Genomic DNA, 13880 nt, shown 5'->3' with positions numbered 1-13880 from the left:
GGCGCGGTGGAATCGCCCTGCGTCCGGCAGGACGGGGCGTCGGCTACGGGCGGCCTCTGCCGTCAGGACGGCGGCAGGCGGACATAGGCGAGGCCGGGTGCCCGGTCGAGATCGAGGGTGAAGCCCTCGGTGTCGTCCGCGTCGCTGGTCAGGGTGAGGGTGTAGCCGTTGCCCGTCCAGGTGGTGGGCCCGGCCGGGGTGAGGCGATCCGAAGTGCCGCGGCGCCACAGGTGAAGCGCGTCGCCGGTGCGCGTGAGTCGCAGGGTTCCCGGGACTTGGTCGCTGATGAAGCGGCCGAGTTCGCGGTGGAGCTGTCCGTCATCCTGCTGATCGTGGCCGTCTTCGGCGGCCCTGGGCGGTCGCCGCGCGCGAGCGGCTGCGAGGGGCAGCAGGTCTCCCACATCGTGGTCGGGGTGTTCGTCGAGTTCGCGGAGCACGGCCGCCACGACGTGGTCCGCAGCCAGGTCGGTGGCGTTGGCCAGACAGACGACCCGCAGGCCGTCTTGGGTGAGGTGGGTGGCGGCGGAGAAGCCGTGTTCGTGACCGTAGTGGAAGACGGTGGTGTGTCCGGGGCGGGGGTCGGCGTACAGGCCCGGTCCGTACAGGTAGGGCGGGTGGTCGGCCGTCCGGTAGCCGAGCACGTCCTCCCAGGGCAGCGGGGTGTTGCCGTGCTGCCAGAGCTGGTGGAGGTGACCGAGCCAGCGGTCGAGGTCACCGGAGGTGGTGAACAGGGTGCCGGGGCCGGGCAGGGCGACGGGGGTCTGGGTGTACTGCCAGCCGCTGCCGGTGGGCTGGTAGGCGGCCGCGGCGCCGGGAACGACCTGGCGGGGGTCGGCTTGGAAGTGGGTGGCGTGCATGCCGAGCTGGTCGAACAGTCGGCGGCGGGCGAGGTCGGGCAGCGCGGCGTGGTCGACGGTTTCGAGGAGTTCGGCGAGCAGGAGGTAGTTGGTGTTGCTGTAGAGGAACTGCCCCGCCGGAACGGCACGTTCGCGTTGCCGGTAGGCGAGGGTTCGCAGGTCGGCGGCGGTGTAGTGGTCGAGGTCGCGCAGGCCGGCGAGGGAGAGCAGGGATTCGGCGTCGCATAGGCCGGAGGTGTGGGTGATCAGGTCGGCGACGGTCACGTCGGTGAGTTGGAGGCGGGGCAGCAGGTCGGCGGCCGGCTGGTGGAGGTGGATCAGGTTGTCGCGGGCCGCGAGCAGGACCAGGTGGGCGGTGATCTGCTTGGCGACGGAGCCGGTGTTGAAGGCGGTGTCTGGTCCGATCGGGACGTGGTGCTCGATGCTGGCCAGGCCGGTGTGCCAGTCAACCGGTTCCTGCTTGGGGCGCCGGACGAGCAGGGTGAGGCCCGGGGAGTCGAAGCGGTCGGCGGTCACAGGGTGAGCGCCTGGCGGTGGACGGCGGCCAGCCGCTCGCGCAGGTCGTCGTCGCCGACGAGTTCGAGGGCACGCGGGTGGTCTGCGGTTGTAGCGGCGAGCTGCTCGCGCTGCTGGTCGAGGTAGGCGGTCAGGAAGCGCTGCACGGCGCCTTCGGTGTGCTCCAGGACGCGGGCGATGTAGAGCATGGTGAGGGGGAAGGCCCAGCAGGCGTGGAGGAAGCCGAAGGCGGAGCGCATGCTCTGCTTCCACGGGGAGTGGAACTCGGCCTGGTCGTCGATCTTGCAGCCGGTGGCCGTGAAGGCGTCGTTCAGCCAGTTGTGACCGGCCTCGTGGATGAGGTCGCGGGCCAGGACGGCGCGGTCGCCAATGTGGTCGAGGAAGACGGTGCCGGGCAGGCGGGTGATGGTCCAGCTGTCGAGCCTCTGGCCGAGTTGCTTGTTGCGCAGCAGGATCACCACGACGGCGTGGGCGGTCAGCAGGGGGCCGAAGCCGGTGTCGGCGGCGGCGGTGAACGCGCCTGCGGCGAGCGTCCGCAGGTGGATCGGTGCGGATCGGGTGTCGGGGCCGAGCACGTAGTACGGGGTCTCCGAGATCGGGGAGCGGGGCAGGTCGGTGAGGTCGGGGGTGACGACGACGCGCGGGCCGAGGGTGGTGGGGGTGGAGCTGGTGGCGGCGTCGACGAACGGGCTGGCGGCGTACCAGTCGAAGGCGGCCCGCTCACCGGAGCGGGCGGCGCTCTCGGCGCCTTCGAGGGCGTGGTGGGCCAGGCAGTAGTCGGCGGCCGGGCCAAGGCCCGAGGGCTGGGGTTCGGCGTTGGGATTGAGGATCATGTGGATCTTGGCGGTGCGCTCGTGGTGCAGGCGGGTGGTCGGCGGGAAGTCGAAGAGGCCGGGGTTGTCCATGCGCGGGCTCCTGTCCAGGTGGAAAGGTGGCCTGGGGCCGGTCCCGCCGCGGTCGGGCCCGGCCCCAGGGTGGTTACCGCCGACGCTCAGCACGCCATGCGGTCAGGGTGTTCAGGCGAGGTCGCCCTCGGCGGCTGGCCAGCCCTCGGCGGAGACGCTGGAGGTGTGGGCGGTGGTGCGGACGGTCTCGTCCTCGCCGCGCAGGTCCTCGACGTCGGCGAGGAACTCGGAGATGCGGTCGTTGTCCATGGGTCCTTCTCCTTCTGAGCGATCCGGATGGTGCTGTTGCGTGCCCGCTGCGGTGGTGCGTGCTCGGGCACCGGGCGGTGATCTCGCCCTGGGCACGAGGGCCTCCACGTCAGTGCTGGGCGGTGCGGGCGACGGTGCGGAGCGCGGTGGCCAGGTCGCTCATCGCGGGCCGGTCGCCGGGCTGGTCGGAGAGCGCGGCGACGACCGGGGTCCGCAGGGTGGCGGGGATGAGGGCGAGGTTGGCGTGGCCACCGAGGCGCGGGATGTCCGCGCACAGGTAGCGGTACACGAGGACGGCGAGGCTGAACACGTCGGCGGCGGGGCCTGCCTGGTGGTAGCCGGTGATGTACTCGGGCGGCCAGTGGACCTCGGGGCCTCGGTGCTCGGGGCCGCGCTCGGTGACCAGGCGGCGGGCGGCGCCGAGATCGGTGATCAGCCCGCGGCCGCGGTGGATGAGGATGTTCTCCTGATAGACGTCGCGGTGGACGATGCCGCGCTGGTGCAGAGCGATCAGGCCCTCGGCGACGTCGGCGAGGATGTTCAGGCCCTCGTCGGTGTTCTTGTAGGAGGCCATGAAGGTGCGGAAGTTGCCGCCGTCGCACAGCGGCATGGTGTACCAGTCGAACCGTTCGCCGCCGCCCTGGTCGAGCAGGGGGACGACGTGGTCGGCTCCGCCGGCAGCCTGTGTGAGGTCGGTTTCGTGGCGGAAGTCCTCACGGGCCAGGGCACGTTCGGCGTCGGTCATCTGCGCGTACCAGTAGAAGCCGTACGCGGCGGGCCGCTGGTCAGCCGCGAGTTCGGCCAAGACGTGGTTGCTGCCGAACCCGGCCTTCAGTACGACGGGCTGCTGGCCGGTGCGGTGGGCAGTAATCAGCGTGCTGGCGCGGGTGAACGCGAGGAGGTCGCTCACGTGCCAGCCGTTCGCGCGGAGTTGGTCGACGACCCAGGCGGCGGGGTGGAGGGGGTGGAGGCTCATCAGCTCGCTTCTGCGGTCGTGGACGGGCGCGCAGGGCCGTCCAGGTGGTTGAGGCAGTCGGCAGCCAGCTGGTCGAGGTCGGCCTTGATCGTGCAGGGCCGCTGCCAGACCTCCAGGCCGGTGCAGCGGCTCCAGGCGGTGGCGGCCTGCGGGTAGAGGTCGGCCAGACGGGTGGCTGCCTCGGGGCGGTCGGTGAACCGCGGTGCGGTCTCCCTGTCGGCGAGGCGGGCCTGGCACAGGCCGGGGTCGGTGGTCAGCAGGACGGTCAGCTGCGGGCGGGCCCGCTGTTGCTCGGCGAGGCGCTCGACGTACTCGGCGACCGGGCGCTGGTGGACCAGGGCGAGCAGGCAGGCTGTGGAGAGACTGAGTCGGTCGGCGATCACCGAGCCGCCGGCGAGGGCGGGGGTGAGGTTGAAGCGGGTGTGGAGGGTGAGGTCCCAGCAGGCCGCTTCGACGGCTTCATCGGGGTCGGCGGCGCTGTGTCCGGCCCGCAGCCGTACCAGGGTGCGGGTGGCGGCCAGGGAGAGCCAGGAGAACTGGCCGGTGTGGTCGAGCGGGATGCCTCGGGGGCGGGCCTCGGCGAGGAGGCAGTCGCGCAGGGTGCTCTTTCCGGCGCCGGGTAGTCCTTCCAGGGCCACGAGCACGATGTCAGCTCCTCGGGTGCTCGGCGGCGAGCCAGCTGATGAACTTCGCGCACCGTCCGGCAGTGACCGGGTGGGTGCCGTGGGCGAGCTGGGAGCCGTACAGCAGTGCGGTGCCCGGAGCGGGGGCCACCGACCAGCGGGTGCGGGGCATCTGCTGGAACCATGCGGCGGAGTTGTCCGCGCCGTCGTGGGCCAGCCACATGCCCTCCGCGTAGCCGTTAGCCGCCGCGTCGGGGGCCTGGCAGTACCAGAGCCGGTCGCTGGAGGCGGTCTCGACGTAGAAGTCGCCTCCAGCGTCGGCCTGCGTGATGACGACGCTGATGCCGGCGATCTGGCGGGGCCAGGCGAACGGGTCGGGGGCGATGCCGTCGAGATGGCTGGTGATGTGCTGGCCTTCTCCGTACTCGACGTACGTCCAGGGGCGGCACACGGTGACGGAGGGCATGACCCGGGCCAGGGCCGGATGGGCGCGCTCGAAGGCATCCTGGAGGATCTTCTCCGCTTCATCGGGGATGCCGGGGATCTCGACCCGTCCGGCGGGCTCGTAGACGGCCATCGCCTGCGCGTGGCTGTGGCCGGGGATCTCGTGGATGGAGGTGCGGCGCTCGTCGCCGAAGCGGAGAGCGTCCACAGCGGTGAGGACGTCGTGCATCAGGGCGGCGAGGCGGAGCCGCTCGGTGGAGCCGAGGAAGTTCTCAATGCTGCCGACGCCGACGGTCTCGGCTGTGTGGATCACGGGGTAGGCCTCCTTGTTTCGAGGACGCGGCGGATGTCGTCGAGGTCGGTGCAGTGGTTGAGCCAGCTGATGACCGGGCTGCCGTCACGGGCCAGCGGGTCGCGCCACAGGGCGAGGAGTTCACCGGTCAGCGGCAGTTCCTCCGCGCCGGGCAGCAGCCAGGTACCGGCCGTCTCACTGCTCCGGGCCTCGGGGCAGGGGGCACGGTGCTGGCGGACGAAGATGCGGGCCAGACGGGTGGTGGCGGCCTCCCGGCACGCCTTCCGTGCCCAGCTGTGCGCCTTGGGCCTTTGGTAGGCGCGGAGTTCGGTGGCCAGCCACGCGTCGGCGACGGCGGCGGCCGAGGAGGCGACGCGGCACGTCGCGCAGCAGTCCGGCCCGCGCGCCGGGCACTGCCCGGCGTAGGTGCCGAGGGTGGCGGCGGTCTCGTCGAGGACGGCCCACGCGGTACCGGTCAGCAGCCCGTCCACGTTCAGCCGTGCGGCTCCGGGCGGAGTGCGGTGGTTGCAGCACGGCTCGCCGCGGGTGGCGGTCGAGGTCGTGGCGAGGTCGGGTTCGATGAACAAGGCATGGAAGTAGGCGATGCGTCCGAGGAGTTGGTGGACGGTTACCTCGTCACCGGGCCTCACCGAGCCGCCGTCGCCTGGGCGGGCAGTGGGCAGGCGCATGTGCTGCCCTCCGGGCGCTCGGCTGCCAGCGCGGCGGAGAGGATGCCCGCGGCGGTGTCGAGGTTGGCGAAGTAGGCGTCCCAGTCCTGGTGGCGGTCCGGGTTAAGGCTGAGATCGAGCACCGGGGTGGTGGTGCCAGAGGTCTCGCAGGTCAGCTCGGAACGGGCGATACGAACCTCGATGCCGCCCGGCAGCGCGGACGCGGCAGCGGTGGCCGCGCGGCACAGGGCCGCAGCGGTGCGGGCGTACTCGGCGCGGTCGCGCGGCAGCAGGCCGACTCGCAGTTCGGCCGGGTCCAGGTCCAGGCCGTACTGATGGCCCTGGCAGCTGTCGTAGGTGATCAGGCCCCAGCCGGTGGTGAGGGTGTCGACCATGGGCCAGATCCGAGGCTCGATCGCCTCGCGCCACTTCGGGTGGTCGGGGTCGAGGTCGTCGGCCTCGTGGACGCCGGGCCGGCCGACGGTGTTGATGTTGCCGTGCTTACTGGCGTGCAGCCTCACCTCGGCATGGGTGGCAGCCGGGTTGTCCCAGCGGGCGGTAAAGACGTTCACGTCGCGCATGCTGTTCGGGGTGCGAGGATGCCAGCGCAGAGTCTGGCACCAGGTGCCCTCGGGATAGGCGGGCTGGGCGAGGAGGGCGGCGATGCCGTCGACCAGCCGCATCCGGTAGTCGCAGTAGGCGTCGTCGTCCACGGCCGGGTCCTGGCGCCAGCGGGTGGCGATGCAGCCACCGCCGCAGGTGCTGCGGTAGTCGCAGCCCGCGCACTTGGCCATCAGCGACCTGCCCTGGGTCAGCAGGACGGAGCCCTGCTGGAGGCGGGCCAGCTCGTCCTGGCTGGTGACTTCGTCGAGCTGGGTCAGGCGGGCCTGGGGCCAGGGCAGTTCGTCGCAGCTGCCGAACCGGTTGTCGGGGTAGAGAGTGAAGACGTGGTCGCACTTTAGGTCTGAGAAGTGGCAGAAGACGCTGCCCAGGCCGCGTAGGCGCCGGATCGTGGAGACGGCCGGCTCCAGTTTGAGTCGGGTGAAGTGCCCGACGCTGATCCAGTGGGCGGTGGCGGCCAACACGAACTCGGCGTACTCGTCCGGGTGGATCGCCCACGCCGGGCCGCCGTTGCCGGTGAGGGCGGCCTGCTGGAGCAGGCGGCTAACCGGGAGGCTCCGGGCCCGGACGGCGGTGGACCGGCGGATACTGCTGTCGAAGCAGGGCACGAAGCTGACCGCGTTGACCGCCTCGAAGGTCGCTAGGTGGTCCAGAACCTGCTCGGCGCGACCCAGTACGGCCGGGGTCACGGTGGTGATGACGCCGACCTTGCGCCCCCGCTCAGCCAGCAGTTCGAGGGCTTGGACGACACGCTGGTAGACGGGCTCGCCGTCGTAGCCGATGCGCCAGGCGTTGCCCTGGACGTCGCCGTCGAGGGAGACACCGATCTGCAGGCCGGGGCAGAGTTCGTCGAAGAGGTCGAGCCACTGCTCGTCGAGCTGGACGCCGTTGGTCTGCATCGACACCCTCACGACCTGCGGCTGCGCGGCAAGTTCACGCAGGATCTCGGCGACGGCTTCGCGGCCGGCGGTCAGTGGTTCCCCGCCGTGGAGTTCGACGGCGAGGGGGCGGCCCCGGAAGAGCCGGGCCAGCTGTCCGATCTGGTCGGGGCTGATCCGGGCTCCGCCGGGAACCTCCTTGCGCTTCTCGTAGCAGTGGGGGCAGTCGATGTCGCAGGTCTCCCCGCGCAGCTTGACGATCACCGACACGGCGGTGCTGGTGTCCTCTGGCTCCAGGCTCCGGTAGAGCCGGTCGATCGGATGGTGCTGTTCGGTGGTGCGGTGCATCGGCTGCCTCCCTTGCTGCCGTGACCGTTCGATTAGTCGGACAGGCGTCCCAGGAAGGCGCCCTGGCCGGACTGGAGGATGTGCGCGGCCTCCAGCGGAATCCAGAAGCACTCGAAGTGGGTGGGCTCCTGCTCGCCGTCGTGGCCCTCCTGGCTCATCCACCGCTCCGGGGTGGGCTCGGTGAGCTCCAGGTGGAAGACGTGCCGGTGCTGGATCTCGAACCGGTACGGGCTGATGTCGTACTCGGTCTCGCCGAGCTTGCGCACGATCTTGAAGTCGCTCAGGCCGGTCTCCTCCCGGGCCTCCCGCAGCGCGGCGGCTTCCGGTGTCTCCCCGGGGCGGATGCTGCCGGCCGGGACCTGGATGCCGACCTCCTCGTAGCTGTAGTCGGTGTGCCGGAACACCAGCAGCCGCCCGTCGCGCACGACGTAGACGAGCACCTTCTCCTTGGTGACCTTCTCGGGCATCGGAACAACCTCCGTGTGGCTGGGAATGATCATCTGGAGCTCGCGAGATCGCGGCTCCGGCCCCTGGCACAAGCTGTTGAGGCAGGGGCGGGAAGCCCACGAGTCTAGAAGTTCTGAGCACCCGTCAATTCGCTCCCAGGGTCCGCCTGGGAGACTCGGACCGTTGTGCGACGGGGCGATCGAGCCCAACCGCTCTCGGAATGCCGGCCAACGCCAGCCCGGGCACGAACCTTGAACCGTCCGGCCCACATGCAACGTTGTGTGACCAGGTTGGCGCTCCAGGTGACCAATCCGGTACGTCCTGGCACTGCCCCGGCCCTGAACTTTCACCGAACTTCGGTGCCCCACCGACAGGAACCGCGCCCCGCCATCCAGGGCCGATGCCATGCTTGGCGCCATGGCGGAACTGAACGGTAGCCCGATCAGCCTGGACCAGCTCCAGGCCCTTGCCCTGACGAACTACGGGCACTTCACCTCGATCCGTGTGGAGGACGGCCACGTGCGCGGCCTCGCCCTCCACCTGGCGCGCCTGGCCCGCGACTGCCGCGCAGTCTTCGACACGGATATCGACCTCGGCCTCGTCCGCGACTTCGCCCGTCGCGCCGTGCCGTCGTCCGGGGACCGCGTGGTCAGAGTGACGGTCTTCGACCCCGCGCTCGACCTAGGACACGTCGGGAACGACGCCCACCCCCACGTCCTGGTGACCACCCGGCCCGCCGGGCAACTGCCTCTTCCCGCCATGCGCGTTCAGCCCGTCGTCTACACCCGCGACATGCCGGCCGTGAAGAGCGTCGGTCTCTTCGGCTCACTCCGCCACCGGCGCGACTCCCAGCGGGCGGGCTTCGACGACGCTCTCTTCACCGACGCCGACTCCGTGATCTCCGAGGGCGGCACCTGGAACGTCGGCTTCGTCAAGGGTGACCAGGTCGTCTGGCCGGACGCCGAGTGCCTTGTCGGCACCACGATGGAGCTGCTGCGCCAGGCTCACCCCTCGTCGACCGCGACCGTGCGCCTGGGCGACCTCACCGACTTCGACGCCGCCTTCGCCACCAACGTCGGCATCGGTGTCCGGGCGATCAACGCGGTCGACAGCGCGACCTTCCCGGACACACACCCCGTGATCGAACAACTCCGCAAGGAGTACGCGGAAGTGCCGGTCGATCTACTCTAGTTGCCCCCAGCGAGGGGAAGCTGGGCGCAACGGCTGTGGGGTGGAGGGCCGCGTTGGCGACCGTAGAAGTTTGGACCGGTATCGAGGTCAAGGCGCTTCGGCAGGCGAAGCGGATGAGTATCGAGGCGTTCGCAGCTCATCTCGGCATCAGTGATCGCATGGTGTCGAAGTGGGAGAAGAGGGGCGCCGACATCACGCCTCGACCGGTCAACCAGGCTGCTCTGGACACGTCGTTGGCCGCGTCCGGTCCCGAAGTCCACGAACGCTTCGTCCGGTCGACCGGCTCCTCGGACGCCGTCCTTTCCGACCAGCGCACGGAGACGGAACACGCGCTGCCCCGGCAACACCAGATCACGCACCCCGGTGACGGCAAGCGGATGGCCCTCGTCGAAGCCGGGGTGTTCCTCGCCGGCCCCGAGAAGAACCCGATCTGGCTACCGGACTTCTACATCGACGTCTTCCCGGTCACGAACTCGGACTTCTCCCGCTTCGTCGCAGCCACCGGGCACCCCGCGCCCCGCCACTGGCCCAAGGCGAAGTGTCCGGACAGCCTGTTCGACCATCCCGTCGTGTTCGTCACCTGGCACGACGCCGCCGCCTACGCACGCTGGGCGGGAAAGCTCCTGCCGGTCAGTCAACAGTGGGAGAAGGCCGCACGTGGGCCTCGCGGCGACGCGTACCCCTGGGGTGACCAGCCGACCCCGGCGAAGTGCAACAGCCGCGAGAGCGGCATCGGCCGCACGACCCCGGTCAGCCGGTTCCACAGCGGCGTCAGCGCGTACGGCGTCTACGACCTCTGCGGCAACACGTGGGAGTGGTGCTCGGACGAGTCCGAACCCGGGCGGCGTGAGCTCAAGGCCGGCGCCTTCACCAGCCCCTTCGCACGGGCGACCCCGTCCGCCTTCAACGACGCCGACACGACCATGCTCGACGACGACACCGGCTTCCGATGTTGCTTCGTCGAATCCCAGCCGACCTGAGCGAGAACGGGACAGCGGGCTCTGATGAGGCTCGTTCAAAGGTCTCAAGGAGTCGCCCGTCAGCGCCGCCGCCAGTAGCCCGGCCAAAGTAGTCAGCAGAGCTGGCGGATCGCAGCCGACATGATCAGGCGGTGGTCGAAGGCCAGGTCGGCGCACGGGGCACCGCACCGAGCCCGGCACAGAGGTACAGGCCGTGGTCCCGGTCCGCTGAGCTGGCATGAACCACATGATCGCGGTCCAGCCAAACGGAACCGTCACTCCGGCCCGCACGGCATGTTCGACACGCCGGTCGAATTCGCCACCCCCAGCCGCCTGTTCACCCTGCCCGATATTTCAGTTGCCGAGGCGTTCGGGCCCCCAGGGGGTCGCCCTCGGTGATCGTCGAGAATCTGCTTCCCCCTGCTCGGGATTCAGGTTCACGCAGTGCAGGCGTTGAACGCCTGTGAGGCCGCTCGCGTCGGCGCCAAACTCTGGCACGGCGGGGTCAAACTGGTCTAGACAATGAAGAAGCCGCAGGTCACTGACCTGCGGCGCTTTACTACTGGAGCGGGCGACGAGAATCGAACTCGCGCTATAAGCTTGGGAAGCTCATGTTCTACCATTAAACTACGCCCGCCTGACGGGCTGTCAGAAACCGCCCGTCCACCATCACTGTACCCCATCCGCAACGGCGGGCGCACAGGTGATCCCCGAGCGCGGCGGAGCCGCGGGGGGCGGGGTCGGAGGCGTACTGTGTGGGCCGCGTGAGAGTGCTCCGGCGGTGGGTTTCGGGGCGGCGAGCCGCGGTGTGGAATGTCCGGAACATCCCCTAATGTGACGCTGTCCCGGGGGCCCCGCCTCTCGGGGCGCGATGAGCACGGGTGAGTACCGGGGTAAGGATGGGAAGGGGATCGATGGAGCAGCGCGCCGTCGTTCGTTGTGCCGAGGGGCACCTGTTCAGCACCACCACGTTCCCGATGCAGAACCTCGGGCCCGGTCGGCTGGGGCCCGGTCGGCTGATCCGCTGTCCGCAGTGCGGACGCCTGCGCAGCTCGGTGCTGGCCGACGTGCGGGAGCTGTCCGAGCCGCAACTGGCCCGGGCGATGCGGCTGGAGGCCGCGGAGTTCCTGGCCTGACCGGGACGGATGTGACGGATGCGGCCCCGGACGATTCGTCCGGGGCCGCGTCGTGCACGTAACCTCGAAGCGTGCTGCTCTCTGACAAGGACATCCGGACGGAAATCGACAAGGGTCGGGTCTCCATCGACCCGTTCGACCCGGCGATGATCCAGCCCTCCAGTATCGACGTGCGGCTGGACCGCTTCTTCCGCGTGTTCGAGAACCACCGCTACCCGCACATCGACCCCTCCGAGGAGCAGCCGGACCTGACCCGGCTGGTCGAGCCGGAGGGCGACGAGGCGTTCATCCTGCACCCGGGCGAGTTCGTACTGGCGTCGACCTACGAGGTCATCACGCTGCCGGACGACGTCGCCTCGCGGCTGGAGGGCAAGTCCAGCCTGGGCCGCCTCGGCCTGCTGACCCACTCCACGGCCGGCTTCATCGACCCCGGCTTCAGCGGGCACGTCACGCTGGAGCTGTCGAACGTCGCAACGCTGCCGATCAAGCTCTACCCGGGGATGAAGATCGGGCAGCTCTGCCTGTTCCGGCTCTCCTCGCCGTCCGAGCACCCGTACGGCTCCGCGCGCTACGGCTCGCGCTACCAGGGCCAGCGCGGCCCGACGCCGTCCCGCTCGTACCTGAACTTCCACCGCACCGAGGTCTGAGCACCGCGGGCCCGGAGCGGCACAGCGGCACAGCGACACAGCGACACAGCGACACAGCGACACAACGGCACAGAGCGCACGCACCGCGGGCGGCCGCCCCTCACCCCGAGGGGCGGCCGCCCGCAGGCGTTGTAGGGGGTGCCGGAGTCAGGCGCGCTTGGGCCGGGTGACGGCGACCAGCTCGCTGCCGTCCTCGGAGAGGCGCAGCTCGGTGCGGAGCTCGGCCAGCTCACCGAGGTGGTGCAGGTGGGTGCCGCCGCAGAAGATCTGGGCCGCGCCCTCGGGCAGCTCGCAGTGCCACTGGCGGCGGGCGGTCAGCTCCGGTCCGGGGACCTCGATGCGGACGGGTGCGTCGGCGGCGACCCAGGCGGCCAGCTGCCGGTTGACGGCCTCGGTGAGCGCGGGCAGCGCGTCGGCCAGGGCGGGGAGGTCCTCGGTGGCCTCGGTGGTGAAGCCCTTCTTCCGCAGCGACTTGCCGAGCCGGTAGGTGTCGGTGCTGGCCTCGGTGTCCATCACCGAGGTGTCCATCGCGAGGCTGTCGAAGTCGGGGTTCCCGAAGGCGTCGGAGCGGCCCGGGTCCTTGCGCCAGCGCGGCGCGAGGGCGGCGTTCAGGGCGAGGGCGAGCAGGTGGCAGCCGCTGTGCGAGGCGCACAGCGCGGCGCGGCGCCCGGCGTCGACGCTGAGGGTGGCCACCCGGCCGGCGAGGTCCCCCGGGTCGCCCTCGACCACGTGCAGGACCAGCCAGGACCACTCCTCGTCACCGCGCCGGACCGGGATGTCCTTGCCGGCCAGCGGCGCGCCGCCGTCCGGCCCGACCGCGCCGGTCAGGCAGTCCACGACGGCCAGCTCGGTGCCGTCCACGGTGAGCGTGCCGAGGTCGGCGGGCTGGTCGGGCCAGGTGTGGTCGAGCGGGTGGAACGGGGTCGCCTCGGTGACGACGGCGTACCGGCCGCCGTCCAGCGGGTGCACCGCGAGCACCGGCGACTCGCCGGTGACCGCCCCGGCGGGGAAGCTGACGTGGGTGGTGGGGAGGGTCATGCGCTGGCTCCGTGCGGATCGCTGGCGAGGGTGGACGGGGGTGGAAGCGGATCGGGCCCCGAACCCGGGGCCCGCCGCCCATTCTCCCCCGGCCGGACCGGGCTCAGCCCAGGGTCGGCAGCTTGATCAGCACCAGCAGCGCGAGCAGCTGCAGCGCGGCCGCGCCGGCCGCCTTGCCCCAGGGCAGGTCGTGCACCCTGCGCACCATCGTGGTCAGCAGGACGGCGCAGAGCAGCCAGGTCGCCCAGCCGACGACCTGGACGACCAGGTTGTCGGACGGCAGCACCAGCGCCAGCAGCAGCCGGGGCGCGTCGGTGAGCCAGCCGATCAGCACCGCCAGGCCGACCGTGGACTGCCAGGGGCCGTCCCCGCCGAACTGCCGGGCCAGGGCGAAGGTCACCGCGCCGAGGGTGGCGCCGGCCAGGGTGAAGCCGATCGCAGCGGCGGCCATCGCGGTCAGCGCGACGGTGAAGGTCGAGTCGACCACGTCGTTGCGGGTCAGGCCGATGCCCAGCACGGCGAGCGCGCCGTACAGCAGCGAGACGGTGACCGCGGGCAGCCAGACCTGGTGGTCGCGGGTGCGGTCGAAGGTCGCGGTCGGGGCGCGGAAGAGGCCGGTCAGCAGTTCGCGCCAGGGCGGACGGGGGCCGGCGGCGTGCGGGGCGGACTGGCCGCCGGCCCGGTAGACGGCGACGTTGTCCTGCTCGTGCGGGGCGGGCTCGTAGTAGCCCTGCTGCCCGTGCCCCTGCCCGTGCTGCTGCGGGTAGCCCTGGTACTGCTCCCCCTGGTACTGCTCCCCCGGGTAGGGGCCGCCGGGGTACTGCTCCCCCTGGTACGGGCCCCCTTGGTACGGCCCCCCGCCGTAGGGCTCACCCGCGTACGGGTCCGCGCCGGCCGGGAAGGCCCGGGTGTGACCGGGCTGGTCCGCGGCGTACGGGTCGTAGCCCCCCACAGGACCGTGACCCGCGCCGTGACCGCCCCCGCCGTGACCACCCCCACCGGGGCCGCCCGCAGGCGCGCCGCCGGTCCCCTGCTGCGGGCCGGTGAAGTACTCCGGCCCGTCCGTCTGCCCGTACCCCCCGGGC

15 protein-coding genes and 1 tRNA gene are annotated in these 13880 nt (G+C 71.1%); 4 read left to right on the top strand and 12 right to left on the bottom strand.

The features are described from left to right. Nucleotides 1–62 precede the first annotated feature (62 nt). From ACIGZJ_RS09280 to ACIGZJ_RS09240, 9 genes are all read right to left on the bottom strand, one after another. Nucleotides 63–1373, bottom strand: a complete 1311-nt coding sequence (locus ACIGZJ_RS09280) for a serine hydrolase domain-containing protein (RefSeq protein WP_396456641.1) — start codon at nt 1371–1373, stop codon at nt 63–65. Further along, the gene (locus tag ACIGZJ_RS09275) at nt 1370–2278 is read right to left on the bottom strand and encodes an aKG-HExxH-type peptide beta-hydroxylase (protein WP_396456640.1); all 909 of its coding nucleotides are present in this window, start codon (nt 2276–2278) and stop codon (nt 1370–1372) included. The genes ACIGZJ_RS09280 and ACIGZJ_RS09275 overlap by 4 nt, the downstream gene beginning before the upstream one ends. A 111-nt stretch (nt 2279–2389) precedes the next feature. Beyond that, nucleotides 2390–2527: a hypothetical protein gene (locus tag ACIGZJ_RS09270; protein ID WP_396456639.1), complete on the bottom strand. Its 138-nt coding sequence runs from the start codon at nt 2525–2527 to the stop codon at nt 2390–2392. A gap of 109 nt (nt 2528–2636) precedes the next feature. Further along, entirely contained in the window at nt 2637–3503 is an 867-nt protein-coding gene (locus ACIGZJ_RS09265; protein WP_396456638.1) for a protein kinase, read from the bottom strand. Next, nucleotides 3503–4147 (bottom strand): hypothetical protein, encoded by a 645-nt coding sequence (locus ACIGZJ_RS09260; protein ID WP_396456637.1) that lies wholly within the window; start codon nt 4145–4147, stop codon nt 3503–3505. Before ACIGZJ_RS09260 ends, ACIGZJ_RS09265 begins: the two co-directional genes overlap by 1 nt. 4 nt (nt 4148–4151) lie before the next feature. Then, on the bottom strand, nt 4152–4883 hold the full coding sequence (locus ACIGZJ_RS09255; protein ID WP_396456636.1) for a hypothetical protein: 732 nt from the start codon (nt 4881–4883) through the stop codon (nt 4152–4154). After that, nucleotides 4880–5551: a hypothetical protein gene (locus tag ACIGZJ_RS09250; RefSeq protein WP_396456635.1), complete on the bottom strand. Its 672-nt coding sequence runs from the start codon at nt 5549–5551 to the stop codon at nt 4880–4882. The genes ACIGZJ_RS09255 and ACIGZJ_RS09250 overlap by 4 nt, the downstream gene beginning before the upstream one ends. Further along, nucleotides 5509–7377, bottom strand: a complete 1869-nt coding sequence (locus tag ACIGZJ_RS09245; RefSeq protein WP_396456634.1) for a radical SAM protein — start codon at nt 7375–7377, stop codon at nt 5509–5511. Before ACIGZJ_RS09245 ends, ACIGZJ_RS09250 begins: the two co-directional genes overlap by 43 nt. Before the next feature lie 32 nt (nt 7378–7409). After that, nucleotides 7410–7844 carry an NUDIX domain-containing protein gene (locus ACIGZJ_RS09240; RefSeq protein ID WP_396456633.1) on the bottom strand — a complete coding sequence of 145 codons (435 nt, stop codon included), beginning with the start codon at nt 7842–7844 and terminating at the stop codon, nt 7410–7412. Between the two features lie 397 nt (nt 7845–8241). Between ACIGZJ_RS09240 and ACIGZJ_RS09235 the strand changes: the two genes are divergently transcribed. Together ACIGZJ_RS09235 and ACIGZJ_RS09230 are read left to right on the top strand one after the other, a co-directional pair. Continuing rightward, nucleotides 8242–9015, top strand: coding sequence for an aminotransferase class IV family protein (locus ACIGZJ_RS09235; RefSeq protein ID WP_396456632.1), 774 nt, complete (start codon nt 8242–8244; stop codon nt 9013–9015). 53 nt (nt 9016–9068) lie between these two features. Further along, nucleotides 9069–9995 (top strand): SUMF1/EgtB/PvdO family nonheme iron enzyme, encoded by a 927-nt coding sequence (locus tag ACIGZJ_RS09230; RefSeq protein ID WP_396456631.1) that lies wholly within the window; start codon nt 9069–9071, stop codon nt 9993–9995. A 542-nt stretch (nt 9996–10537) separates the two neighbouring features. On the opposite strand, the gene ACIGZJ_RS09225 is transcribed toward ACIGZJ_RS09230, so the two are convergent. Further along, nucleotides 10538–10611 (bottom strand) — tRNA-Gly (locus tag ACIGZJ_RS09225). A 262-nt stretch (nt 10612–10873) separates the two neighbouring features. On the opposite strand from ACIGZJ_RS09225, the gene ACIGZJ_RS09220 reads away from it, so the two are divergent. Both ACIGZJ_RS09220 and dcd read left to right on the top strand, forming a co-directional pair. Further along, nucleotides 10874–11110, top strand: a complete 237-nt coding sequence (locus ACIGZJ_RS09220) for a hypothetical protein (RefSeq protein WP_148643912.1) — start codon at nt 10874–10876, stop codon at nt 11108–11110. Nucleotides 11111–11181: 71 nt separating this feature from the next. Further along, a complete protein-coding gene (gene dcd, locus ACIGZJ_RS09215) occupies nt 11182–11757 on the top strand; it encodes a dCTP deaminase (RefSeq protein WP_396456630.1) in 576 nt (191 codons plus the stop codon). Between the two features lie 147 nt (nt 11758–11904). Here dcd and ACIGZJ_RS09210 read toward each other — a convergent pair whose 3' ends face one another. Both ACIGZJ_RS09210 and ACIGZJ_RS09205 read right to left on the bottom strand, forming a co-directional pair. Further along, nucleotides 11905–12795, bottom strand: coding sequence for a metal-dependent hydrolase (locus ACIGZJ_RS09210; RefSeq protein WP_396456629.1), 891 nt, complete (start codon nt 12793–12795; stop codon nt 11905–11907). A gap of 103 nt (nt 12796–12898) precedes the next feature. Next, nucleotides 12899–13747, bottom strand: a complete 849-nt coding sequence (locus ACIGZJ_RS09205; RefSeq protein ID WP_396456628.1) for a Yip1 family protein — start codon at nt 13745–13747, stop codon at nt 12899–12901. Nucleotides 13748–13880 lie beyond the last annotated feature (133 nt).

The organism is Kitasatospora sp. NPDC052868, assembly GCF_044547105.1.
Classification (GTDB): domain Bacteria; phylum Actinomycetota; class Actinomycetes; order Streptomycetales; family Streptomycetaceae; genus Kitasatospora.
This window is presented reverse-complemented; position numbering and strand designations above follow the sequence as displayed.

Coding starts and splice junctions, on each gene's coding strand:
- ACIGZJ_RS09275 (WP_396456640.1), bottom strand. CDS start 2,278: ATGGACAACCCCGGCCTCTTCGACTTCCCGCCGACCACCCGCCTGCAC.
- ACIGZJ_RS09270 (WP_396456639.1), bottom strand. CDS start 2,527: ATGGACAACGACCGCATCTCCGAGTTCCTCGCCGACGTCGAGGACCTG.
- ACIGZJ_RS09265 (WP_396456638.1), bottom strand. CDS start 3,503: ATGAGCCTCCACCCCCTCCACCCCGCCGCCTGGGTCGTCGACCAACTC.
- ACIGZJ_RS09250 (WP_396456635.1), bottom strand. CDS start 5,551: ATGCGCCTGCCCACTGCCCGCCCAGGCGACGGCGGCTCGGTGAGGCCC.
- ACIGZJ_RS09245 (WP_396456634.1), bottom strand. CDS start 7,377: ATGCACCGCACCACCGAACAGCACCATCCGATCGACCGGCTCTACCGG.
- ACIGZJ_RS09240 (WP_396456633.1), bottom strand. CDS start 7,844: ATGCCCGAGAAGGTCACCAAGGAGAAGGTGCTCGTCTACGTCGTGCGC.
- ACIGZJ_RS09235 (WP_396456632.1), top strand. CDS start 8,242: ATGGCGGAACTGAACGGTAGCCCGATCAGCCTGGACCAGCTCCAGGCC.
- ACIGZJ_RS09220 (WP_148643912.1), top strand. CDS start 10,874: ATGGGAAGGGGATCGATGGAGCAGCGCGCCGTCGTTCGTTGTGCCGAG.
- ACIGZJ_RS09210 (WP_396456629.1), bottom strand. CDS start 12,795: ATGACCCTCCCCACCACCCACGTCAGCTTCCCCGCCGGGGCGGTCACC.